This is a genomic window from Xanthomonas sp. WHRI 10204 (genome assembly GCF_040202875.1).
Classification (GTDB): domain Bacteria; phylum Pseudomonadota; class Gammaproteobacteria; order Xanthomonadales; family Xanthomonadaceae; genus Xanthomonas.
This window is the reverse complement of record NZ_JBEGDW010000003.1, coordinates 62573-85468: the sequence shown is the minus strand read 5'-3', so window position 1 is coordinate 85468 and position 22896 is coordinate 62573. Positions and strand designations below refer to the sequence as shown.

General features: G+C 64.5%; 17 protein-coding genes, 3 other RNA genes and 1 pseudogene. 11 read left to right on the top strand and 10 right to left on the bottom strand.

Annotated elements, in window-relative coordinates; translation table 11 throughout:
* The first annotated feature begins 77 nt into the window (after positions 1-77).
* Complete coding sequence (locus ABQZ00_RS17445) at positions 78-2048, top strand: alpha/beta hydrolase family protein (protein WP_323538619.1); 1971 nt, start codon at positions 78-80, stop codon at positions 2046-2048.
* Positions 2049-2106: 58 nt separating this feature from the next.
* On the opposite strand, the gene ABQZ00_RS17440 is transcribed toward ABQZ00_RS17445, so the two are convergent.
* The 3 genes from ABQZ00_RS17440 to ABQZ00_RS17430 form a co-directional block, all read right to left on the bottom strand.
* Positions 2107-3363, bottom strand: coding sequence for a VWA domain-containing protein (locus ABQZ00_RS17440; protein ID WP_323538620.1), 1257 nt, complete (start codon positions 3361-3363; stop codon positions 2107-2109).
* 278 nt (positions 3364-3641) lie between these two features.
* On the bottom strand, positions 3642-5957 hold the full coding sequence (locus ABQZ00_RS17435; protein WP_323538621.1) for a S9 family peptidase: 2316 nt from the start codon (positions 5955-5957) through the stop codon (positions 3642-3644).
* A gap of 387 nt (positions 5958-6344) precedes the next feature.
* Positions 6345-6420: non-coding RNA, sX9 sRNA (locus ABQZ00_RS17430), on the bottom strand.
* 112 nt (positions 6421-6532) lie between these two features.
* Between ABQZ00_RS17430 and ABQZ00_RS17425 the strand changes: the two are divergent.
* Positions 6533-7954, top strand: a pseudogene (locus tag ABQZ00_RS17425) (GAD-like domain-containing protein); the annotation flags it as partial.
* 5 nt (positions 7955-7959) lie between these two features.
* On the opposite strand, the gene ABQZ00_RS17420 reads toward ABQZ00_RS17425, so the two are convergent.
* Positions 7960-8035: non-coding RNA, sX9 sRNA (locus ABQZ00_RS17420), on the bottom strand.
* A gap of 125 nt (positions 8036-8160) precedes the next feature.
* Positions 8161-9252 (bottom strand): DUF1615 domain-containing protein, encoded by a 1092-nt coding sequence (locus ABQZ00_RS17415; RefSeq protein WP_323538622.1) that lies wholly within the window; start codon positions 9250-9252, stop codon positions 8161-8163.
* A gap of 641 nt (positions 9253-9893) precedes the next feature.
* On the opposite strand from ABQZ00_RS17415, the gene ABQZ00_RS17410 reads away from it, so the two are divergent.
* From ABQZ00_RS17410 to ABQZ00_RS17395, 4 genes are all read left to right on the top strand, one after another.
* Entirely contained in the window at positions 9894-11762 is a 1869-nt protein-coding gene (locus tag ABQZ00_RS17410; protein WP_503064303.1) for a diguanylate cyclase domain-containing protein, read from the top strand.
* Between the two features lie 143 nt (positions 11763-11905).
* Positions 11906-12352 carry an Rrf2 family transcriptional regulator gene (locus ABQZ00_RS17405; RefSeq protein WP_323538624.1) on the top strand — a complete coding sequence of 149 codons (447 nt, stop codon included), beginning with the start codon at positions 11906-11908 and terminating at the stop codon, positions 12350-12352.
* A 109-nt stretch (positions 12353-12461) separates the two neighbouring features.
* Positions 12462-13361, top strand: a complete 900-nt coding sequence (locus ABQZ00_RS17400; protein WP_323538625.1) for an NAD(P)/FAD-dependent oxidoreductase — start codon at positions 12462-12464, stop codon at positions 13359-13361.
* 135 nt (positions 13362-13496) lie between these two features.
* Positions 13497-13572: non-coding RNA, sX9 sRNA (locus ABQZ00_RS17395), on the top strand.
* A gap of 4 nt (positions 13573-13576) precedes the next feature.
* On the opposite strand, the gene ABQZ00_RS17390 is transcribed toward ABQZ00_RS17395, so the two are convergent.
* Positions 13577-14119 (bottom strand): hypothetical protein, encoded by a 543-nt coding sequence (locus tag ABQZ00_RS17390; protein ID WP_115512659.1) that lies wholly within the window; start codon positions 14117-14119, stop codon positions 13577-13579.
* A 308-nt stretch (positions 14120-14427) separates the two neighbouring features.
* Between ABQZ00_RS17390 and ABQZ00_RS17385 the strand changes: the two genes are divergently transcribed.
* Positions 14428-14766, top strand: coding sequence for a hypothetical protein (locus ABQZ00_RS17385; RefSeq protein WP_323538626.1), 339 nt, complete (start codon positions 14428-14430; stop codon positions 14764-14766).
* A gap of 146 nt (positions 14767-14912) precedes the next feature.
* Here the strand turns inward: ABQZ00_RS17385 and ABQZ00_RS17380 are convergent, their stop codons facing one another.
* Entirely contained in the window at positions 14913-15446 is a 534-nt protein-coding gene (locus ABQZ00_RS17380; protein WP_323538627.1) for a hypothetical protein, read from the bottom strand.
* Positions 15447-15512: 66 nt separating this feature from the next.
* The gene (locus ABQZ00_RS17375) at positions 15513-16364 is read right to left on the bottom strand and encodes a class I SAM-dependent methyltransferase (RefSeq protein ID WP_115512657.1); all 852 of its coding nucleotides are present in this window, start codon (positions 16362-16364) and stop codon (positions 15513-15515) included.
* Positions 16365-16841: 477 nt separating this feature from the next.
* Here ABQZ00_RS17375 and ABQZ00_RS17370 point away from each other — a divergent pair, with 477 nt between their 5' ends.
* Positions 16842-17717, top strand: a complete 876-nt coding sequence (locus ABQZ00_RS17370; protein ID WP_323538628.1) for a DMT family transporter — start codon at positions 16842-16844, stop codon at positions 17715-17717.
* 126 nt (positions 17718-17843) lie between these two features.
* On the opposite strand, the gene ABQZ00_RS17365 is transcribed toward ABQZ00_RS17370, so the two are convergent.
* The gene (locus ABQZ00_RS17365) at positions 17844-18614 is read right to left on the bottom strand and encodes a transporter substrate-binding domain-containing protein (RefSeq protein ID WP_323538629.1); all 771 of its coding nucleotides are present in this window, start codon (positions 18612-18614) and stop codon (positions 17844-17846) included.
* A 298-nt stretch (positions 18615-18912) separates the two neighbouring features.
* On the opposite strand from ABQZ00_RS17365, the gene ABQZ00_RS17360 reads away from it, so the two are divergent.
* Positions 18913-19128 carry a hypothetical protein gene (locus ABQZ00_RS17360; protein ID WP_323538630.1) on the top strand — a complete coding sequence of 72 codons (216 nt, stop codon included), beginning with the start codon at positions 18913-18915 and terminating at the stop codon, positions 19126-19128.
* Positions 19129-19564: 436 nt separating this feature from the next.
* On the opposite strand, the gene ABQZ00_RS17355 is transcribed toward ABQZ00_RS17360, so the two are convergent.
* Positions 19565-21337, bottom strand: a complete 1773-nt coding sequence (locus ABQZ00_RS17355) for an expansin EXLX1 family cellulose-binding protein (RefSeq protein ID WP_323538631.1) — start codon at positions 21335-21337, stop codon at positions 19565-19567.
* Between the two features lie 216 nt (positions 21338-21553).
* On the opposite strand from ABQZ00_RS17355, the gene ABQZ00_RS17350 reads away from it, so the two are divergent.
* On the top strand, positions 21554-21790 hold the full coding sequence (locus ABQZ00_RS17350; RefSeq protein WP_323538632.1) for a hypothetical protein: 237 nt from the start codon (positions 21554-21556) through the stop codon (positions 21788-21790).
* Positions 21791-21907: 117 nt separating this feature from the next.
* Positions 21908-22819: a CorA family divalent cation transporter gene (locus ABQZ00_RS17345; RefSeq protein WP_055850483.1), complete on the top strand. Its 912-nt coding sequence runs from the start codon at positions 21908-21910 to the stop codon at positions 22817-22819.
* Positions 22820-22896 lie beyond the last annotated feature (77 nt).

Here is a 22896-nt window from a genome sequence, read left to right as displayed (position 1 = left end):
TTGCGCTGATGGGGGCATGGACGCGGCGGCAGTCGTTTGCCACCATGCACCTCTCAAGGACAGGTCGCGGGGGCGATATGCGTGGTTGGACGATAGGCGTGCTGAGTGTGCTGGCATGGGGAGTGGCAAGCCCGGGAGTCGCGCAGAGCGCGTCGGAAACCGTGGATCTGGCGCCTTATCTCAAGAGCGACCAGTTCGAGCGGATCAAGATCTCGCCGTCCGGTGCCTATCTCGCACTGACCATGCCGCTGGAAGACCGCACCGTGCTGGGCATCGTGCGGCGGCAGGATAAGGTGGCCACGGCCAAGGTCACCGGCGGCGTCAACAGCGTGGTGGACGATTTCTGGTGGGCCAGCGATGAGCGCATCGTGGTGTCGATGGCGCAGCGGCTTGGCTCGCGCGACGAGCCGGTGGCCATCGGCCAGCTGCATGCCATCGATGCCGACGGCAAGAACGGTCGCCTGTTGGCCAGCCCGTACGGCACCAATCCGGATATCAACGGCGCGCAGTTGAAGATGGACCTGGACCCGGCCACCTACATGCTGGACACCTTGCCGGGCGACGCGCGCAACATCCTGGTGTCGGCGGTTCCGTTCGTGGGCGATCCCAACGTCCGCATCGACAAGCTGGATATCCAGACCGGTCGGCGCACGACCGTGGCCACCTCGCCGGTCCGTCGGGCAGGGTTTGTGACCGACCAGCAAGGGCGGATCCGCTTTGCCAACGGCCTGGACATCAGCAACATCAGCAAGCTGTATTACCGCGACAACGACGACGCACCGTGGCGGCTGATCAACGATGCGGCCACCAGCAAGCATCGCGAATTCCCGCTGGGTTTTTCCGCCGATGGCAGTCGCGCTTATCTGCAGGTGGAGCAGGCCACCGGCACCGATGTGCTGGTGGCGTGGGACCCGGCAACCAGCAAGGCAACCCCGCTCTTGCACGACGATACCGTGGACCCGTACCACATCCTGCGCGATCTGGACGGCACCACGCCGATCGGCGCGTCGTATATGAGCGATCGCGTGCGCAATCGTTTCTTCGACGAAACAGCGCCCACCGCCAAGTTGTATCGCAGCCTGGAAAAAGCCTTCGATGGCAACGCGGTCTACATCACCTCAGCCACCAGCGATCGCCGCGTGGTACTGGCGTATGTGTGGAGCGATCGCAACAACGGCGATTACTATCTGTTCGACACGGTCAGCAAGAAGGCCGACCGTGTGTTCAGCCGTCGTGAGTGGTTTCCGCCCGATGGAGTGCCGGCGACCAGGCAGGTGAGCTTCAAGGCGCGCGATGGCTTGGTGCTGCATGGCTACCTGACCCAGCCCTTGCATGCGCAAGCCGGCAAGCCGCTGCCGTTGATCGTGATGCCGCATGGCGGCCCGTTCGGGATCTTCGACAAGTGGGAGTTCGATGACGACACCCAGTTGCTGGCGGCAGCCGGTTACGCGGTGCTGCGTGTCAACTACCGCGGCTCGGCCAATTATGGCTACGCGTTTACCCAGGCCGGTGCCAGGGAGTGGGGCGGACGCATGCAGGACGATGTCACCGATGCCACCCGCTGGGCCATCGGCGAAGGCATTGCCGACGCATCGCGCATCTGCATCTATGGCGCAAGCTACGGCGGCTATGCAGCGCTGATGGGCGTGGCCAAGGAGCCGGCGCTGTATCGCTGCGCGGCCGGTTATGTGGGTGTCTACGATCTGGACATGATGGCGCGCGATACCGGGCGCTCCGCGCGTTGGGCAAAGAACTGGACGGTCGATTGGCTGGGCGCACGCGACACCTTGGCTGCGCGTTCGCCGGTGACCCTGGCACGGCAGATCAAGGTGCCGGTGTTTCTGGCGGCCGGCGGCAAGGACGAGCGCGCGCCGATCGAACATACCAAGGCCATGGAGCGCGCGTTGAAAGGCGCCGGCGTGCCGGTGGAGTCGCTGTACTTCCCCAACGAGGGCCACGGCTTCTACACCGAAGCGCATCGACGCGAGTACTACACGCGCTTGCTGGCGTTCTTGAGCAAGCAGCTGGGTGGCAGCACGGCCAAGTGAGCCGTGCGTGTCGCTTGCAGGCAAGGCGACCGGCGCCAGCCAGGCCTGACGCCTTGTCTTACAGGATGTTCTTCGCTCTCGCTGCGGTGAGCCACATGGGAAACTCTTCCATCAGCAGGTCGTAAAGTTTTTCTTCGGGAATCTGATCCAGCCGATCAAGTGCGAAGAAATTGCAGTTGTCCACGACACGGCCACGCATGTCATCGAGCTTCTCGAGGATGCCGTAGCCACGGCCACCCAGGCCGACAAACTGCCAGAAGATCGGCAGTGCAGCGGCTTCCTTCATCAGCTGGGTGATTTCGCGATCCTGATGCACGCCGCCGTCACTGATAAACAGGATGTAGACCGGGGTACGGTCCTTGGATTGCTTGTAGTAGTCGATCACCATGCGCATGGCCTTGGGCTCATCGTTGATGCGCGGGCCGAGTGACCATTTCTTCCAGCCACCCGAATCGCGCTCGATATAGCCCGAAAAGTTATGAAGTGTCACAGGTGACAGCTGGCATGGAGTTGCACCGAATGCCCAGCAATCCAGTGCGCCGTCGTCATCGAAATGGACCGCCATCGGGATGAGGCGATCGACCACCTGTTGAACATGACCTCGGCTGTATTGAGCGCTCATCGAGCCGGAGGCATCCAGGACCAACCCGATCCGTGCCTTGACGTCGGTGAGCCGGGCTTTTTCGAGGCTGACCTGTGCCTTTTTCGCCAGGCTGACCAATTGCGGTGCCACATCGCCCACCCGCTTTTCCAGCGAGACTTTCGCTGCAGACGCGAGCGTACCTGCCGCTGCGGGCACTGCCGGCGGCTCGGAGACTTCACCGCCAAAGTGGGCCACCAATGCATCCAGCCCGGCATTGAAACCCTGCAGGTTGGCGACGATGCGCCACTGATCCTTGCTGCGGTAGATATCGGCGACCATGATCGCTTTTTCGTCGGCAAAGCTTGTGCCGGAGAAACTGCAGCGTGCAGTCTCCTGGCCACTGGCCTGGAGCCTGAAATGGCTGGCGTCGATGTCGTGCATGACGCCCTGGCCGTCGATGGAGGCAGTGAAGACCAGGCGATCGATCGTCGTCGGCAGGCTTGCCAAGGACAGCTCGAAGCGCCCGTCCGCATGCTGTCGGACACTGCCGCATGGGCTACTGGGTTGATTGAAAAACACCATGTAACTGTCGTCGGACAGCTTGCCGGCTGCGTCGAGACCAAAGCACACGTAATCGATAGTGCGGTTTGAGGCGATCTGGGTGACGAAGTCGAACCTGGGCTGCTGGATCAGCGTAGACAGCGGGACGCGTTGACCTTGTGACAACTGCATTTCAGTTCCTTTGAAGATCGTTGGCCGAGTAGATTACAAGCTAAGCCTGCACCGAAACATCGGCATACCAGCGGATGTATGCGCTCAGCATGGCGGGGCCTCGCACCTCCGGGTGGTGTTTGAGAAAGTGACGCGCGGTCGACAGACAGGGTGGACGAAATGGAAAGAAACCTGTAGCCGTCTGTCCGCCACGCCTTGAGATGGAATGCGCTCTGTCGGCTGTTTGTGACAGAGCGCCTGTGTGCTAAGCGCACTTCGTAGTTTCGCTTCCATCACTTCTACGGCATCGGCTTCATCTGGTACTGCGCTGGCGGCGTGGCACCGAGCAGGTATTGCACGAAATAATCCCAGCGGCGGCGGGTGACATATGGGGTCATCTCGCCGTAGCCGTGTTTGGCGTTGGGCAGCATCAGCATGTCGAAGTTCTTGTTGGCCTTGATCAGCGCATCGGCCACCAGCAGGGTGAGATACGGCGGCACGTTGTCGTCCAGGGTGCCGTGCACCAGCATCAGCCTGCCTTTGAGCTTGCTGGCATGCGTGGCATTGGCCTGGTCGTCGTAGTTGGAGGTGCCGTCTTTATTGACGATGTGCTCGCCGTGATACTTCTCCGCCCAGTCGTCTTCGTAGCCGCGGTTGTCGTGGTTGCCGCTTTCCGACCACGCCACCTTGAAGAAGTCGGGGTAGCGCAGCATCGCGCCGGTGGAGGCGTTGCCGCCGCCGGAGTGCCCCCAGATGCCGACACGGTTGAGATCCATCCACGGATAGCGCTGCCCCAGTTCCTTCAGTCCGGCGACCTGGTCGGGCAAGGTGTTGTCGCCCATGTCGCCGTACCAGGTGTCGTGGAAGGCCTTGGAGCGCCACGGCGTGCCCATGCCGTCGATGGCGATGACGATGAAACCGAGTTCGGCCAGCGATTGATTGTCGCCATGGCCGGCGTAGAACCGGCGACCGCGGACCGAGCCGGTCTGCGGGCCGGGGTAGATGTAATCGATGACCGGATACGTGCGGCTGGCGTCGAAGTTGCTGGGCTTGAACATCAACCCGTACAGCGTGGTCTTGCCATCGCGCGCCTTGACCGTGATCGGCTCCGGTGGCACCCAGCCGGCGGCCTTGAGGCGGGTGATGTCGGCAGTGGCTATCGTGCTGATGCTGCGGCCGTCGGCGGCGTCGCGCAGCAGCGTGACCGGTGGCGTCAGCGAGGTGGAATAGGTATCGACAAAGCGCGCGCCGTCGGGCGATAGCACGACGCTGTGGTCGGCCACTTCCGGCGTGAGCAATACCGGCGCGCCGCCATCCAGGCTCACCTTCCACAGCTGCTGGTAATACGGGTCCACGCCCGGCGAGCGGCCGACTGCCATGAACCAGGCGGTGCGTGTCGCCGGGTCTACGCGCAACAGCTCGGTGACGTTGCCTTCGCCAGTGGTGATGGCGTGCTTGGGCTTGCCGGTGCGCAGGTCGTAGAGAAACAGCTGACCCCAATCGCTGCGTTCGGAAAACCACACCGCTTCATCGCTGCCCGGCAGATACGCCCAATTGGCGGCCACCTGCCCACTTTCGTAATAGGTCTTGGCGATTTCGTCGAACGCGGTGCGGACCTCGCCGGTGGCGGCATCGGCGATACGGAACCAGGTCTGCTTGTGGAAACGCGAAGTGGAGGCGAATGCCAGCGTCTTGCCGTCGGGTGCCCATTTCGCATCGTCCCAGGCACCGTCGCAGCTGACGTCATCGCACAAGGTGGAGCGGTGTTGGTCCGGCGGCATCTTCAAACGCACCACGCTGCGCGATGGCACATCGATGATGACGCGCTCGATCATGGTCACGTCCTTGTCGCCGGCCAGCGGGTATTTCCACGCCTGCAGCTCGGGATGACCGAGCTTGGTGCTGACCAGGTACATGTCGCCGGTCTTGCGCTGATCCTGCTGGAATGTCGCTATCTTGCGCGAGTCCGGCGACCACGCCACGATGGCGCGATCGCTGTGCTGCCAGCCGGCGTTGTCGGTGGCATAGCCGAAATTTTCCACGCCATCGCGGGTGAGTTGGGTTTCCTGGCCGCTGGCCAGATCGCGTACCCACAGGTTCCAGTCGCGAATGAAGGCTTCACTGCGCTTGTCCGGCGACAAGACGCCAGGTTCCGGTTTGTCCTTGGCGTACAGCTTGCTGCAACGCGCACGCGCATCGCAGATCACGGCGGTATCGCGCACATTGAGGCGGTAACGACCATCGGCTGTGACCTTGACCACCGGCGCGAAGGTGTCGGCCTTGAGCGGTTTGTTGCCGGTCTTCAATAGCGTGTTAAGCGAAGCGACCAGCGCGGACTGTTTGAAGATCGGTGCGGTCTTGCCGGTGGCGGTATCCAGCTGCAGCAGCCGGTCGCCCTTGGCATCGTGGTCGACATAGACCAGGTGGGTGGCGTCCAGCCAGTCGATGCGTGAGGCCGTGTGATCCACCAATGGCTGAGTGAGGTAGCCGATCAGACGTTCGGCGCGCGCATAGTCGGCTTCGGTGACGCTGGGTGCCTGCGCACTGGCGATGACCGGCAGGACGGCCAGGGCGAGGGCGGCGAACAGCTGCCGCATCGGCAACGGGGTGGGCATGTAGGACTCTCCGGGACGAAAGGAGCGCGCAATGCGGTCGGCGCGACCGTCCGATGCTACCCGCCACGCGGGCCGGGTGCCTCTGCCAGAAGTCGTGTCTGCGCCGTTGTCGACGGTGGCAGGCCGCGCGCATTTGGGCGACCGAGTGGGCGTGGCCGACGCGGGGCGAACCTGTGATCGGGCGGTTGCCGAGCGGATTGCCCGGCCCGGCACCGGCACAGCGTGACCGATGAGGTTCGTCGAGCTCGATGCCATCGAGGCAGATCACACCCGTGGACCGCACGCGCGCCGCGTGATCGGCCAGCCACTGATGACGGGAATGTCACGCTATGCACTACGCTTCTCGTCGTCCACACAGGATCATGCGGCACGATCTGGGTTTAGAGCGGCTAACAAAACGTAGCGAGCAGTCGTCAGGTGGGTGCGGATGGCGCGGAGGAACCGGAGTGTACGAGTGGACCATGCCGCACCGAGCACCGAGCACCGAGCACCGGCCGCGCCCATCTGGCGGTGAGCACAGTCGTTTTGTTCGCTGCTCTTACTGACCGCATGCAACGTTGACTGGAGGCCGTCTGATGTCATGGTTCCGCCGCTTGGCACTGTCCCGCTTTATCAAGGCGCACCCGCCGCGCAAGACGCAGCCTGCCCCCGCGGATCTGATTGCCGCCTATGCGCCGGTGCTGCCTGCCAGCCTGCTTGAGCTATGGCGTCAAGAAGGGCTGGGGCACTACGGGAACATGCAGTTCGCGCTGATCAACCCCCGGCAATGGCAGCCGGTGCTGGATCGCTGGATCGTCTCGCCACCCGATGCGGTGCGGCGTATTCCGATCGCGCTCACCCCCTTCGGCGCGCTACTGTACTACCGCAAGCTGACCGCCACCGACGAAGACGTGGTCTACCTGGACCCGGTCTCCAAATCCGCCGCTGACCTGAGCTGGAGCCTGGACGACTTCTTCAACCAGTCCCTGTGCGAGGCGGAATTCTGCGACTCCCTGATCCCATCGGCCCTGCTCGCCGCCGCGCGCAAAGAGTGCGGCGCACTGGCTGCGGGCGAGGTCTACGAGATCGATCAGATGCTGTTTTCGATGCAGATGCTGCGGGTCGACAAGGTCGATGCGTTGGCGCTGCACGCCCGGCTTCGCGATGCTGTCGACGGGACCGCAGCCGTCGCCGATGCACCTACGACCAATGGTGACGCATTGCCTACAGCGCAGCGCTCAATGTTCGAGGACATCGTCAACGGGTCACAGTCCAGCAACGCGCTGCACGGCCTGTACTTGTCGTCGTACATCGATTGGCATCGCATGCTGGCGCTCGAGCCCAACGGCCAGTATCGCCTGCTGTTCTGGAAAATCGATCATCGCAGTCTTGCACGCACCGATGTGCGTGCGTATGCGGGCCGCTATGCGGTGACGCATACCGAGATGGGCGACGAACACGTGACGCTGGACATCCGGTTGCGGCCCGACTCGAGCGGTAGCGATGCCAACGATGCGCAGCTGGTGGTCATGCGCTCGGGTACCGACATGTTTCTGTTGCGTAGCGACGAACTGGCAGACATGGCAACGGCCATGGATGGCTCGAAGACGCTGGGCCGCAGCGAGTACTACTTTCGCAAGGTGAGGTTGAGCGATGCATTTGTCGAGGAGCCATCCGATGGACGCACTGCGCCTCCGCTTGCCGATCTTCCACGCGCGTTACAGCAACGGGTGAATGCCGAAGCGATCATCGCCACGATCACCCATGTGGACGACGTCGATCCCGACGCTGAAGACGACGGCGCCGGCACCGTCATGTGCACACTGGACCGAGGCCAAGACGATGGGCTGCGCATGAACATGCCGCTGCGCTCGCCGCCAGACACGGGGCGCGCCCTGTATGGCTGGGTCTGGGAGATGCACCCTGCAGCCTGTCGGGTCGGCATCAACTATCAACGCGGTAGCGATGGCAAGGTGGAACGGGGTCCTGTTGTCGGCGATGTGTTGACCAGTCGCCTAAGAGCGGCTAACAAAACGTAGCGAGCAGTCGTCAGGTGGGTGTGGACGGCGCGGAGGAACCGGAGTGTACGGCTGGTACATGCCGATTCCGAGCACCGGCCGCACCCGCCTGGCGGCTGCACAGTAGTTTTGTTAGCTGCTCTAAGTGGGTAATGAGATGCCGGTGCGCAGCGCAGGCACTGCGCGCAGCGCTGCAAATCAGTCGCTTACTTGCTCATGCAGCGCGTCCAGCGCTCGTTGACCCGCTGCGCAAACCAGGCGGTGGTGAGCGTGCGGGTGATCTTGGGGCTGTCCAGGGTGATGCCCGGCAGCACCGCGCGTGGCAAGGCCTTGCCGGCGCTGCGGTCGGCCAGCGCGAACACCTGGCGATACAGAGCGCTTTGTTCGAACTCCAGCGTGTTGCCGGCTTCCAGCGCACTGCGGATCTGGCGGTCGCTCAGCGCCAGCTGGCTGCCCAGCGAGCGCACCGCGCGCTCGGTGCCACCGGGTGACTCCAGGCTGGCGCCGGGCGTGAGCAGGTCGCCGTCCAGTGCGAGCGCAATGCCGCTGGCCTTGCTCAGTGCGGCCTGAAACGCGGCATTGCGGCTGGCATACCAACCGGCGTTGAAGTCGGCAAAGCGATACAGCAGCGCATCGTAGCTAACGGGGTAGCCCAGCAGATGGGTGGTGCCGAACCACAGCCCGCCACGGCGGCTGAACACCTCGTGGCGGACCGAGCTGTCGGGCGGATACGGGTAGCGCGCGGCATGTTGTTCTGCAAAGACGATGCTCACCTGCATCGGCCCGGCGGTATGCACCGGGTTGAGCCCGTCGAACAGGCGCGCGCCCAGCGGCACGCTGCCGGTGAAGTCTTCGAAGATGCGGCTCAGTTCCTGCTCGGTACGCGCCGCAGCGATACGGGTGGCGTAACTGCGGCCATCCGGCGATGTGATGCGTAGGGCGGCATCGACCATGAAAGCCGGGATGTGGTGTGCGCTGGCGCGGCGGTCGATTTCTGCGCGCGAGATCTTGCCCAGGTTGGGCACCGCGGGGTTTGCCTGGTAAGTCGATTCCTGCTCGGTCACTGCCAGCACGGCGCAGATGTGCTCGGCGCTGGTGTCCAGTGCCTGCGACGATAGCGCGACATACACATCGTTGGCCCAGCCGTTGCGATCGGGCAGGTTGGCTGGCAGGCGCCGTGCGATATCGGCCTTGACCGCCTCCGGCGAGCGCTGCGGCGCACGCGGTGCCTGGGTGGCGCAGGCCGACAGCAGCGCGATGGCGATCAGGGTGAGCAGGCGGGGCAGGGGCAAGGTCACGGCGTCTCCAGACGATCAGGGGCGGCAGCTGCCGTGCCGGAGTTTACGTGGCCGCGCCGTGGCGTCCGTCATGTGGCTGCCAAGCGGCGGAAGGCCGCGTGCTGTGGCGTGGCCATCGTCGCCAGACCGTGGCCACCTGATCGTGGCGCCGGGTATGGCATCGGCATCGCGTGCGGCAGCAAGCCCGCATCGATCACAAGCGCTCGTCCCGCATCCACTGCGGCCCACGCAGCGCTTGCAGGCAGGCAGGACGGCCACTTGGGAGTGCGCGTCGCAAACCAACAGCGCGCCCACTCGCAACGCCGTTGCATCCCGGGCGCCGAACGCCTGCTCGCTCGGCCTGCCACCCCGCGCGCCCAACTGCGTCATCCAGCGGATTCAAGACTTGCGCATCCCGGCCGATAACGGGCTCGACCATTAAAAGCAATCACGGCGTTTGTCATGTCCGCCGGTCACCCTTGCAGCCGTACGACATCGAGCGCGCGCATTGCCGCGCAGCTCACGCGATTCCACCGCTGTCCGACCACGGGAGTGCCTTCAGATGCCGCAGCAAACAGCTAGCCCCGGCCAGGTCAGGTGCAGTGCCGTGGAGAGCGTGCGCATGCAGTGTGGTCCACCCTCCCCGTGATACGCCAATGAGCATGCCTGCGATGGTCTGGCGCCGCCTGCTCGCTGCGTGCTTGTTGCTATCGTTCGGCGTTGTGGCCTGGGCACAGCCGCAACCCTGGAAAACCATCGAATTGGCCACGATCGACGACCCGATGCGGGCGTTGCAGATGTCCCAGCGTGCGCTGCAACAGGCCCGCGTCGATGGCGACCGCGATGCGCAGTTCTGGGCGCTGTTGGCGCAGTCGCGCGTGTTGATCTCGCTGGAAGACAGCGAGGCGCGCCTGGCCGCGCTCACCGAGGCCCACGGACTGCTGGACCAATTGCATGGCAATGTGGCGCAGGCGCAGTTGTGGCTGGACATCGTGCAGGCGCTCAGCGACGTGCGCGAAAACCCCAATCGCAGCATGGTGGCGCGGCTGAATGGCTTACGTCAGCAGGCGCGCGCATTACGGCGCAGCGATCTGTTGTGCGAAATAGAAGCGGTCGACATGTGGAGCATGCTGGCCTCCGGCAGCAGCGACGAGGCCTGGAGCGCCGCGCAGACCAGCTACCAATGCGCCGTGCGCGAACACCTGCTCAGCGTTGAGCTGGATGGCCTGACCCAGCTGGGGTCGCTGGCCAGCCGCGTCGCAGGCCGCGTGGCCGACGGCAACGATGCGCAGGATTACCTGCAGCGCGCCCTGGCGCGCCTGCACGACCAGCCGGCGCGCTTTCAGCGCAGCCTGATCGAATACGAATACGGTGCCACGCTGGCAGTGCAGCAACCCGCCGCCGCATTGCTGCACTTCCGGCGCGCGCTGGCGCTCAGCCGCGAGCTGAACGATCAGGCCGGCGTGGCGGCAGCGTTGACCAGCGCCAGCGAAGCCTTGATCAAGACCGGCGATGCCGCAGCGGCGCTGGCGATGGCGCGCGAGGCGCTGCCGTTGATGCAGGCGCAGGGCAATATCGGCCGGGTGGCCGCCTGCCACGCCATTCTGTTGCAGGCCCTGACCGCGCTGCAGTCGTCCAGCCTGGGCAGCGCGATCGTCGCGGCCAAAGCGGCCGACGACCCGAACCTGACCTTGAGCGGGCGTGCGGAGCTGGTCGATGCCATCGCTCAGGCGCTGGCGGTGGAAGGGCGTTATGCCGAGGCCTACCAGGAGCTGCAGCGCGCCAACGCGCTGCGCGCGCAGAACCTTGACCGCCAGCGCGACACGGTGATGCTGCGGCTGCAGGCCCGTTATGAAGACGCGCGGCGCGAGGCGGAAAATGCCGAGCTGCGCCGACGCAGCGAAACCGCGCAGCTGGCATTGCAGGCGCGCGAAGCCGGACAGCGCGCCTTGTGGATCGCGCTATGCGCTGCGTGCCTGCTGCTGGTGGGTGCGTTGATCGTGCTGGCGTTTGTCGCACGCCATCGCCGACAACTCTCGCGGCTGGCCATGCGCGATGAGCTCACCGGCCTGCCGAACCGACGCGCCATCCGCGCCGAGGCGCAGCAACAGATCGACCATGCCCTGCGCACCCACACACCCTGCATGCTGGCGTTGATCGACCTGGATCACTTCAAGCTGATCAACGATGTGCACGGCCATGCCAGCGGCGATGCGGTGCTCACCGCGCTGGCCAGTGCCTCGCTGCTGGCGTTGCGCGCCCAGGATCGCCTGGGCCGGCTGGGCGGCGAAGAATTCCTGCTGGTGCTGCCGGGCTGCGGGGCGGACGAAATCCCGGCGGTGTTCGCGCGCTTGCGCACTGCGGTGGCGGCGATCCAGATCCCTGGCTTGCCCGCAGAACAGCCGGTGCGGTTCTGCATGGGCGCGGTGAGCGTGACCCCGGCGGCAGGACTGGACGTGCTGTTGAGCCAGGCCGATCTGGCGCTGTATGCCGCCAAGACCGCCGGGCGCGATCAATGGGCGGTGTGCTGAGCCTGCGGCGCACCGTTTGAATCTGCGCTGCGACAATTGCGTAACGCTACGGCACAATCCAGGCGTGACGACGGCATGCCGTCCCTCTGACCCGATCGAGCGAAGCCGAAGACCGCGTGCGAACCGATAGCCGCCTTTCCCGCATGTTGCATGTGCTGTTGCACATGGCCAGAAGCGCGCAACCGATGACCTCCGAGCAGATCGCCAGCATGCTGTCGACCAATGCGGTAGTGGTGCGCCGGACCATGGCCGGGTTGCGCAGCGCCGGTTACGTGCAATCGAGCAAGGGACACAACGGGGGGTGGCAGATCGCCTGCGATCTGGCCCAGGTGACGCTGCTGGATGTGCATCGCGCAGTCGGCGGCCCGCATCTGTTCGCGATCGGCGCCGATCATCCCAACCCGCAGTGCGGGGTGGAGCGCGTGGTCAACGCGGCCATTGCCGATGCATTGGCCGAAGCCGAGGCATTGCTGCTGCAGCGCCTGGGCAGCGTGACCCTGGCCGCACTGGCCAGCGAGTTCGACAGCCTGTGCAACGCTGGCGCGCCACCTGCCGGCAAGGCCACCGGCAAGCGCAAGCGCAAGCAGTAGCGCTGAACCACGTCAGCAGTGTGTCGCGCATCGGTGGGTGCGGTAGTGAGTCGCTTGTCTTTTCATGTAACATCTAAAAGTACATAAAGAGATGCAGCGGAGATACGCTATGCAGCATGAGGTCATCATCATTGGAGGTAGTTACGCGGGGCTGTCGGCCGCACTGCAATTGGCGCGCGCGCGGCGCACCGTCCTGCTGGTGGACAGTGGCCAGCGACGCAACCGGTTTGCCGCCACCTCGCACGGCTTTCTGGGCCGCGATGGGGCATCGCCTGCGCAGATCGCCGATGAGGCGCGAATCCAGGTGCTTGCCTATCCCAGCGTGCGATGGGCCGATGGAACGGTGGCGCAGCTACGCGGCCAGGCGGATGCATTCGAAGTCACGCTTGCCGACGGCAGCGTCCACAGCGGGCGGCGGCTGATTCTGGCGATGGGCATGGTCGACCGGTTGCCTGCGCTTGCAGGCCTGGCAGAACGGTGGGGCCGGCAGGCGTTCGTGTGCCCGTACTGTCATGGCTACGAGCTGCAGCAGGGACGCATCGGCGTCGTGGCGACAACGGCGTTTGCCGCGCACCAGGCCAGCATGTTGCCGGATTGGGGCGCAACCCAGTTGTTCTTGAACGACACGCTGGTGCTGGATCAGGCCCAACACGCGCAACTTCAGGCGCGCGGCGTGCAGCTGGTGAACGGCGTGGTGACGGCGCTGCAAGGCGAGGGCAACACGCTTGAATTGGTACTGCGAGACGGACAGGCCTTTGCGCTGGACGGGGTGTTCATCACCCCGCAGACCGAGATCAGTCCCTTGGTGGCACAGCTCGGATGCGGTACCAGCGACGGGCCATTGGGCAGCCATCTTGCCGTGGACGCGATGCAAGCCACCACCGTGCCGGGAGTGTTTGGCTGCGGCGACATCGCCAGCCCGGCGGCATCGGTGGCATTTGCTGTTGCCAGCGGCGCCATGGCCGGTGGCGCGACCCATCGCACGCTGATGTTCGGTTTGCACCACTGATCGCTGACGCGGCCATCGGTCACCTGCGCAGGCCATGCTGACCTGCGCAGGTGACCGATGGCCGCAGGTGTTCTTGGAGCAGCTAAAAAAAGACTGTGCAGCCGCCAGGCGGGTGCGGCCGGTGCTCGGTGCGGCATGTACCACGCGTACACTCCGGTTCCTCCGCGCCGTCCACCCCCACCTGACGATTGCTCGCTAGATTTTGTCAGCCACTCTTAGCGGGATTCGCGCAGCGGAATCTTGTGCTCGGTGGAATACGCGCGCTGTGCGGTATTCAAGGCTTCCATATCGGTGTTGAGCTGAGTGGAGACCGCTTCCAGATCTTTAGCCAACGGCTCCAGTTCGGCGTTGGTATAGCCATTGGGCAACGCGGCGACGCGCTCCAGCGCGGCCATCATCGCGTCGGCGCTCTTGAGATACGCCGACAGTTTGGTGTCCAGGTCCTTGGCGTTGTCCGGCACGCCCGAGGCCATGGCGGTATTGGCCTGCGCATTGGCAGCCAATGCCTTGCGCTGGCTGCCCAGTGCGGTCTTGTAGCTGTCCAGCGGCTTGTGCGCGACGGCATCGGTGATCAGGCTCTGCCCGCGATCGCCCGACACCCACGGGTCGATGATGGTCACGGCGCCGTTCCAGACCGACACGTTGTGCAGTAGGTAATCGCTGGAAGAGAGCTTGGATGCGCCGGACGTGACGCCGCCGCCGCACGCCGAAAGCAGCAGGCCGAGGGAGACAAGCAAAAGGGTGGTGAACGTCTTCAAAGGGAGATCCTTGATACAACGCGGTTGCCATGCAGTGGCAAATCCGCAGTAACTCAAGGAAGCGTCCGGACATCGGCATCGCGGTGTTGCAGGCCATCTTCCTTGAGACGAATGCAGCGTGGTGCGTTCCATGCACGCGGTCGCGTGCGCTGCGCCATCAGTATAGCGGCACACCTTGTGCAAGCACGTTGTAACGACAGGTCAGTGGCGGCGCGTATCGCTGCCAACACGCACAGACAACCGTCAACGGACGCGTGGCCTGCGCTGCCCCACGTACACTGCGCGCCCCGCAACGGTCTGGAATCAGGGTGAAAAAGCGTCGCACTGTCTCGCCACCGGCGCCCACGCGTGCGGAATCGACCATCCAGATATGGCTGGTGCGCGCAGTGGTGCTTGCGGTGGCGATCGCTTGTGTTGGACGGCTCTGGCTGCTGCTGGATGCGGTCTTCAAGCAGCGCTATGTCAGCGTCATCCGTGGTCGCCCGACCAGGATCTTTTATGCCGACAGCGACCCGCAGCGGTTCTGGATATCCATCGGCTGGGATGCCGCGCTGACCGGCACGCTGTTGGCACTCATCGTCTGGTTCGCTTATGCGGGCTGGACGTCGCATCGCCGTCAACGCCGTCAACGCCGGCGAGCGCGGTGATCGTCCCGCCAGCACGCGCCTGCGCGTGACGTGTCGGTTGCAGTGATGCGTTGCAGGGATGCATGCATCTGTTGGCGGTGGCAACCAACGCGGCATGCGAACGCGGCAGGTGCGTTGCCGCAGCGCACACGTGCATGTCGCCGCCCTTAGGGCGTGCGTTGCCTGCGCGCAGGTGGTTGCGCGTCGCGTTTGGGCCAGATGTCGTAGCTGTAGACAAATTGCTTCTGGTCGGCGCCAGCGGTGGGATCGCAATGCCACGAGTTGGCAACGATGCCCGGCTCCAGCACCCCATCGACCTCGCGCACCGCTTGCGACTCGAATGCGCAGATGGGCCCATCGCGTGCGACGTCCCAATCTGCGCGCGCGGTCGGGCGTGCATGCTGCACCAGCACGATGTCGCTGCCATTGAAGTGGTGGACCTGCGCGCCGTGCTCGCGGTTGATGCTGAAGTAGCACGGGGCGTGCACACCCAGTGGCAGCACCGCGTCGTCGCGCAACACGGCGCATTTGCCATCGCGCTCGCCCAGCCGGATCAGTCGCCCCGCCAACGTTGCAGTGGTCACCGGATACCGCGTGGTGACGTCCGACATGGGCTGTGCCGGCGCAGTCTGCGCACAGGCCGGCGCGCATAGCGCCATCAACAACGCGGCCAAAGAGAAAGTGCCGAGGTGAGTACGCATGCAACGTCCGTGTTGAGGGCGGTGCAGTATCGCAGATCCGCCCGGCGGCATTGCCGGGCGAGGAGACTAGCGCCGCACAGGCAGGGTGGCGAGCACGCCATCCAGCGCGAGTTGGGCGGCGAAGCCGGCCTTGGTCAGGCGCTTGGCCACTTCATTGGGCACATCGCGCCCGCTGGTGAGTTTGTTGGGTGCACCGGTGTAATGAAACAGCCGCCCGCCACGGCGCAGCACGCGCGCCAGGTGATCGTAAAACACCTGCGAATACAGCTCGCCGGCAATACCGAAACGCGGCGGGTCGTGCAGGATGGCGTCGACCGAATCGTCTGCCAGCATGGCGATCTGCTGCGACACGTCGGCATGCGTGAGGTGCAGACGCCCGCCGGCATCGGCCGCCTCCGGATTCGGCGACCAGGGGTTGAGCGTGCGTAACCACAGCACATCGGCGTTCTTTTCGAAGGAAAGCAACTGCGCCACGCCGTCTTCCAGCGCGCAGGCCGCGAAGTATCCAAGGCCGCCGCAGGTGTCCAGCACGATCTTGCCGCGCGGGTTCACCAGCGCCACCTTGCGGCGCGCATCCTCGAACGGCGAGATCTGCGCAGACGGCAGCATCTTGATGCCATCGATCTCGAAGGTGGGCGCCCCCCATTCGGTGGGCACCAGTTTGATCAGCGCACTGCCAAAGCGCGAGATCGGCGCGAAATCATCGCCTCCCCAGAAATACACCGTGCGGTCCTTGAGCTTGCCCGGATAGGGGAAGCCCATGCCGCGCCACTGCCAGGTCTGTGCATCGAGCTGCACGCTATCGCTGCTGCGGCCCAGATCCAGCGACCCGGTCCACGTGGCGAGACCGGCGCTGCGTGCTGCCAGCAGCGCCTGGGCATCGGGAAGGGTGAGCAACGGTCCGGAATAGTGGGTCACGTGGTCGCTATGTTGTCGCTTGCCGCCGATGGCGACGTGTCGAATGAAGAGAGGATAGGCGCAGGGCATCGTAACCGACGGCGCCACGAGTTAAAAACGCGATCAAGCATGCGCGATGCAGCCCCACGGTTGCCGGCGCTGACCGGGGAGCGGGCGACACATGCGCCCGGCTTGGCCCAGCGATGACGGCTCCGGCTTGTGATGACGGCCGTCGCGCGCAAGGACCTCGCGTCTGCGCAGCCCTGGCGCGAATTCCGCCCAGGATCTGTGGAACGTGGTCTTGCCAGCAGACCACTGTCTGCCTGGCCGCGGGGTGCGGCGCGGCGCGTGTGGCAGGGGTGTTGGCAGGATCGAGCTTGGAGGCGTTGTGAGCCGGTCGCGGGATCCTTCGGCCAGCAGGCTGCAGGCGCACTGCATAATGCGTCCGTTCCCCGCGCTCCTTCCGCGAGGGGTGTCATCGAATTCAAGAGGCGCGTGATGCTCAAAGGTGTGCTGCTCGGTTTTGCGTGTTATGCGGCTTATTCGATCAGCGATGCCTTCGTAAAACTGCTCGAAGGGACGCTGCCGGTCTACGAGGTGCTGTTCCTCGGCGCCTTGCTGATGCTGTTGGCGGTGCCCTTCCTGAAGAAGCCCGACGACCAGCTGCGCGAACTGGTCATGGCCAAGCAGCCGGCATTGTGGCTGCTGCGTGCGCTCACTGGCGCCATCGGCAATCTCACCTCGGTGATCGCCTTCACCACCTTGCCGATGGCCGAGGCATTCGCGCTGATCTTCCTGATGCCGATCTTCGTCACCGTGCTGTCGGTGGTGTTTCTCAAGGAAGAAGTGCGCTGGCGGCGTTGGACGGCGGTGATCATCGGCTTCATCGGCGTGCTGATCGTGCTGCGTCCCGGCTTTCGGCACCTCACCCACGGACACGTCGCGGCCATCGTGTGCGGCCTGGTCGGTGCGATCTCGGTGATCACCCTGCGCATGGCCGGGCATAGCGAAAAACGCTTGACGCTGTACGGGGCCGGCGTGATCGGCCCGCTGGTGATGGGCGGCATCTTGATGCTGCCGAGCTTCGTATGGCCGTCGCTGTATCAATGGAGCCTGCTGGCCGGCTACGGCCTGCTCGCGGGGCTGGCTGCCATCTGCATGATGTACGCCACGCGCCTGGCACCGGTCAGCGTGGTGGCGCCCACGCAATACAGCCAGATGTTGTGGGCGATTGCATTCGGCTACTTTCTATTCCACGACCATCTGGACTGGCCGATGGGCGTGGGCATCGCGCTGATTCTAGGGGCGGGCCTGTTTACCTTGATCCGCGAAGAACAGGTATCGCGCTGGTGGCGGCGCACCAAGATTGTTTGAGGGCGGCGCGGTGCGCCGCGGGAATCGGGAATGGGGAATGGGGAATGGGGAATCGTAACGGCGTTGCTGCGCAAATTCTGGTGAGCTGAAGCTTGCTCTTGCGATTCCCGATTCCCGATTCCCGATTCAAGGCCTCCGCCAGGGCTCAACAAGACGAACATACTCGCCGCTGGCCTTGCTCAGATGCAGCCACTGGTCGACGTAGGCTTTCCATGCCGTGTCGTCGCGCGGAAGCAGGAAGGCTTTTTCGCTGTATTGCAGCGGTTGCGCGGGAGCGATGGCGCATAGGCCGGGCAGCCGGGCTTGCTGGTACAGCGCTTCGGACGCGTCGGTGATCATGACGTCGGCGCGCTGGTCCAGCAGCTCCTGGAAGATGGTGGTGTTGTCGGCAAACAGGCGCAGCTGCGCGCGCGGCAATTCGCGCCTTGCAAAGGCTTCGTTGGTACCGCCCGGCGGTTCGATCACGCGCACCTCCGGGCGATTGAGTTGCGCAACGCTGCGATAGCGCGCCTGGTCGGTGCAGCGCACCAGCGGGATCTTGCCGTCCACATCCAGCACCGCGCTGAAGCTGGCTTGGCGCTGCCGTTGCAAAGTCACCGAAATGCCGCCAACCGCAATGTCGCATCGGTCGGCCAGCAGGTCCGGTAGCAGTTGTGGCCAGCTGGTACGCACAAACCTGGTCTGTACGCCCAGGCTATCGGCCAGTGAGTGCGCCAGCGCGATATCGCTGCCTTCGAAGCTGCCGTCGTCGCGCAACAAGGTGTAGGGGCGATAGTCGCCGGTGGTGCACACCCGCACTACGCCGGCGTGCAGCACTGCGTCCAGGCGCGACACCGGCGTGGCGGCATGCGCGATGCCACAGGTCAGCAGGAATGCGAGCAAGATGCGACAGCGCATGGCATGGCCTCGAAGATGAGCACGCATGATAGCGATGGTCGTCAGGGCAGGGCGCTGGATCGTTTTGACGCAGTCGATGGGATGTGGTGCATCTGTGCCTGAGCGCTGCTTGCTGTCGGTTACTGCAGTATCCACAGAGACGAGAGGCGAATGCCTTGCTCTATGCGCTATGCGTGGCCGCCGCGCCTCGTTGCTGAGCGACGTCAACACGGCGTTACGGCCACCGCTCTCTGGATCACAACTTGGTAGCGCCGCGCGGCCTAGCGTCGATGCATCACTCGAACGCACGGAGCCACCCATGCACCTCACTCCACGCACTGTATGTCCGATGAGCGTTTTTACGGCAGGCATGTCGGCCCATGGCACCCCCGATCCGGATACGAACGGGGACGAGATCCCGGTCGAGGAGCAGCCGCCGCAACAAGGCGGCTTGCGCGAGGAGGTGGGCAATCTCGAAGAGGATGACAACAACGCGCTGCCCGGCCGTGTTGGCGGTGGCCTTGCTGGTGGGTGAGGGCGTGATGGCAAGCTGCGTAGCCATGCTGATGGCAGGTTGAAGCGGGTCAGTTGTGCTCTGCCGGGCTAGTCGTGCTCTTGATGCAGCGCTTGCTGTGATGTCGCCAAATCAAAAGGTTTTGCGTGGAAGGCGCCTTTGCAAAGTGAGCGGGGACGACTTCGCCAACGACGAAAGTACAGATGCTTCGTCCTGCCTCTTTACTGTACTCCCGCATGGATCCCCGGCCCGAGTTTGGCGCGGGCGCTCCAACGTTTGCGAGCCAGCGGCGCAAGCAGTGCCCTTCGCCTCGGCTGGAGAGGGGCTTCGATCGCTTCGCCGCATGTAGGTTGTGGTGCGGAGCTATGGTGAGTCACGCATCTGCACGCGACCATTAAGCGCGCAACACGTCAGCCACCCATTACGTCACTACATGTCCCAACTCCGGACTCCCCAATCACGGAAACTGCACACTGCCAGGCTTGAAATACGCCGGGTGGCTGCCGTCTTCGTAGAGCGCGGGAATCGTGTCGAGGATCGCCTTGCCGCGGATATCGGTAATGCGGATGGACAGCGGCTGATTACCCAGTTGTTCGCCGAGGAAATGGTTGTAATCCATCTTCTGCAGGCTCTTCCAGGTGCTGCCCTGTTTCACTTCGAACTTGACCACCGGGTAGGCGTGGTTGCGTACCTGGATTGCCGCCCACCAGCGTGAGCTGCCTTCCTTGATGCGGTACTGCACATTGCCGGTGACCGGGGCGCGCACCATCTTCCAGCTGATCGGAATGCGCCCGTCCACCATGTTGCCGATCGCCGCAAAGGCGTTGTGCGACAGGTCCAGACCACCGGAAGCGCCTTCCGGATACAGGTCGGTGACATATACGGTGGTCTTGCCCTTGGGGCCGGTCACTTCCAGATAGGCGCCGGCCATCGCGGCTTTGACACCGCCGAAGTTCAGCTGCGTCGGGTTGAGTGCGGTGATGAACGCGGTGCTCGGGATCGGATCCAGCAGCAGCGCACCGCCGGAGTAGCCGGAGCCGGTATACGTCGCGGTGCCGGTGAAGGTGCTGTCCCACGTCGTGGCCTTGCTGACATTCTTTGCGTCAGCACGCGGTGCCGATGCAGTTACCGACGCTGCAGGTGCGATGCCCCAGGCCTGCTGCAGCACCTGCAGCTTGTCTGCACGCGGACTGCCATCTTGCGCCAGCAGGCCGCCATTGTTGGCATTTCCCACCTCCCAGCTGCCGAGAAACGCACTGCGCAATCCGCTGTTGGCAAGATAGCCGCTGAGCGCGGTTTGCCATGCCGGGTCGCGCGGATCGCCATCGCCCAGACCACCGCCGATGCTGACCGGAACCACGGCGTGGTTGCGCGCAAATTGCCCGAAGTCGCGCTGCCACGTGGCAGGCAACGCCTGTGCAAAATCCGGCGCGGCAAACGCGTCAGCTGCATCGCGATCCGGGCCGGCCAGCTTGGGCATCAACACCAGGTGTTGCGATGCGATGCGCAGCGGCGCACAGGCCAGCGGCTGCAGATTGCTGCCAGCGGCCTTGCGTGCGGAGTCGCTGCACAGCGCATTGCTGCCGACACCTTCCACGCCCACCACCCAGCGCGGCGCCTGCGCCAGCACGGCGGTGGCTGCGCGCGCTGCAACGCGATTCCAGTCCGCCTCTGCGGCGTTTCCTGCCCAGTTGGCATTGCGATACCCGCTACTGCCAAGATCGATGCCGATGACACCCGCGGTGTCGCGGTAGTCACGTGCCAGTCTGGTCAGGCCGCGCATCCATGCCTGCTGCTGCGTGCCCAGCTGCGGTGCACTGTCATCGCAGCGGCCATCGGCAAACGCAAACATCACCTGCATGCCGCGCTGGGATGCGGCGCGCACCACCGCATCGAGCAGCTGCGATGCAGTCAAACCGCGCAATGCCGGGTCGCCGGCAACGTCTGCAGCCGCCACTGGCGTGGGCTGTAGCGCCGCCGCGCAGATTGGCAGGCGCACGGCGTTGATGTCGGCGGCCTGCATCTGATCCAGTACCTGGGCCAGTGTGCTGTCGCGTAAACCGGCGGCTGCCAGCGCAGCGCGGTCAAAACCGGGCCAGGTCACCCCGCGAATCTGCAGCGACTGGCCTTGCCCATCGACAAGTCGGCCCTGCGGATCGACCTGCACGGCCAGCGCGGTCACGGGAGCCAGCAATGCGAGTGCGAGCAATAGATGGGTGCGAGTTTGCATGAAAGTCTCCTGGGTGGCGGCTGCGCAGGAAAGCAGCAATTGCCACGCCCGGTCCGTGCGCGCAGTCAAGGAAGCGGACGGGAGTATGTATGCCACCGTGAGCAGACGGTCGCACTGGAATGGGGATCGCTGTTTGTGCGAGATGCCGCACCAATGTGATCTGGCTCGGCATAGTCGTACCAGATGGCCGGCGTATGACCGGCTGCTGGTGATTGCATGACAACCACACGCTGTAATGCTTGGATGACAGTCGGTGAACATGTGGGCCGGCAGCGGAGTGCAGCGGCGGCGCATGGCAATGCCACTGACGCCGAAGGGTTCGGCGCTCGCATCGAAGCACGCCTATGGCACATGCAACAGGCCGCGCACCGCGCGCAGGCAGCGAATCTGGTTGGCTCGCTCGATCTGTGCCGCAAAGCAAAGCAGGCTTCGCAATGCGATTCCATTGTTTGAGTGGCTGCACGTCGCCGCGATGAAGGCCACTGTCAGCTGAGCGTGCCGGTGCGTTGGCGTTGACGCCGATGAGGCGGAGCCGGATGCTCGCGGCCATCCACTGTCACGGCCTGCCGCATGATCACGACCCACCCGATTGCCGGAACCCACCACGCACAAGGTTACTGGGTCGACCTGTGCCAGCCGAGTCCGCAAGAGTTGGCCGACGCCGCCAAGCAGGTAGGGTTTGCGCTGCCCGACCGTGCAGCCATCGGCGAGATCGAATTCAGCAGCCGGGTACGCCGCCAGGGCGATGTGCTGTTTCTCAATGTGCCGCGATTTCAGGACGACGATGGCCCGACCGCGCCGCTAGGGTTTGCGCTGTCGCCGAGCATGCTGGTGACCCAGCGCGAGCAGCGCATCGGCTCGCTGGACGCGTTGGTCGCGCGGTTGGAGCACGAGCCCTGCCACAGTTCCGACGACTTGCTGCTGCGCATGTTCGATCAATTGGTCGGGCGCCTGGCAGACCGCCTGGAAGCGCTCGAAGCCCAGGTCACCGAGACCACGCGGCAGGTGTTCGACAACCCGCACACCACCAAGGATCTGGAGCGCATGCTGCACCAGGTGGGCGGCATGGGCCGCCAGCTGGGCGGGCTGCACAACGCCGGGCAGGGCATGCTGCGCTTGATCACCTATCTGGATGGCGCCGCACCGGACTGGTTCGCCGCCGATGCGGCCAAGCGCATCGGAATGCTGCACAAGGACCTGACCACCTTGAGCGAATTCCAGCAGCACATGGACGACCGCATCGAATTCCTGCTCGACAGCGTGCTGGGCATGATCAACATGGACCAGAACAACGTGATGAAGGTGATGGCGGTGGCATCGGTGGTCGGCATTCCGCCCACCGTGCTGGTCGGCATCTGGGGTATGAACTTCGCCTACATGCCCGAGCTCAAGGGCCACGATGCATATTTCTGGGCGCTGGGCGTCATCGCACTGAGCGTGGTGATTCCGCTGGCATGGTTCCGCAAGCGCGGCTGGGTGTGATGCACGCCACTACCTCGTAGGAGCGCACCCGGGCGCGAGGGCAGTGGCGATAGACCCACGTCACGTCCGAGTGCGCT

What these genes read in the sequence shown, in the direction of transcription:
- ABQZ00_RS17445 (WP_323538619.1), top strand. Translation starts at nt 78, where the DNA reads ATGCGTGGTTGGACGATAGGCGTGCTGAGTGTGCTGGCATGGGGAGTG.
- ABQZ00_RS17440 (WP_323538620.1), bottom strand. Translation starts at nt 3,363, where the DNA reads ATGCAGTTGTCACAAGGTCAACGCGTCCCGCTGTCTACGCTGATCCAG.
- ABQZ00_RS17435 (WP_323538621.1), bottom strand. Translation starts at nt 5,957, where the DNA reads ATGCCCACCCCGTTGCCGATGCGGCAGCTGTTCGCCGCCCTCGCCCTG.
- ABQZ00_RS17410 (WP_503064303.1), top strand. Translation starts at nt 9,894, where the DNA reads ATGCCTGCGATGGTCTGGCGCCGCCTGCTCGCTGCGTGCTTGTTGCTA.
- ABQZ00_RS17405 (WP_323538624.1), top strand. Translation starts at nt 11,906, where the DNA reads ATGTTGCATGTGCTGTTGCACATGGCCAGAAGCGCGCAACCGATGACC.
- ABQZ00_RS17400 (WP_323538625.1), top strand. Translation starts at nt 12,462, where the DNA reads ATGCAGCATGAGGTCATCATCATTGGAGGTAGTTACGCGGGGCTGTCG.
- ABQZ00_RS17380 (WP_323538627.1), bottom strand. Translation starts at nt 15,446, where the DNA reads ATGCGTACTCACCTCGGCACTTTCTCTTTGGCCGCGTTGTTGATGGCG.
- ABQZ00_RS17370 (WP_323538628.1), top strand. Translation starts at nt 16,842, where the DNA reads ATGCTCAAAGGTGTGCTGCTCGGTTTTGCGTGTTATGCGGCTTATTCG.
- ABQZ00_RS17365 (WP_323538629.1), bottom strand. Translation starts at nt 18,614, where the DNA reads ATGCGCTGTCGCATCTTGCTCGCATTCCTGCTGACCTGTGGCATCGCG.
- ABQZ00_RS17360 (WP_323538630.1), top strand. Translation starts at nt 18,913, where the DNA reads ATGCACCTCACTCCACGCACTGTATGTCCGATGAGCGTTTTTACGGCA.
- ABQZ00_RS17355 (WP_323538631.1), bottom strand. Translation starts at nt 21,337, where the DNA reads ATGCAAACTCGCACCCATCTATTGCTCGCACTCGCATTGCTGGCTCCC.
- ABQZ00_RS17350 (WP_323538632.1), top strand. Translation starts at nt 21,554, where the DNA reads ATGACAACCACACGCTGTAATGCTTGGATGACAGTCGGTGAACATGTG.
- ABQZ00_RS17345 (WP_055850483.1), top strand. Translation starts at nt 21,908, where the DNA reads ATGATCACGACCCACCCGATTGCCGGAACCCACCACGCACAAGGTTAC.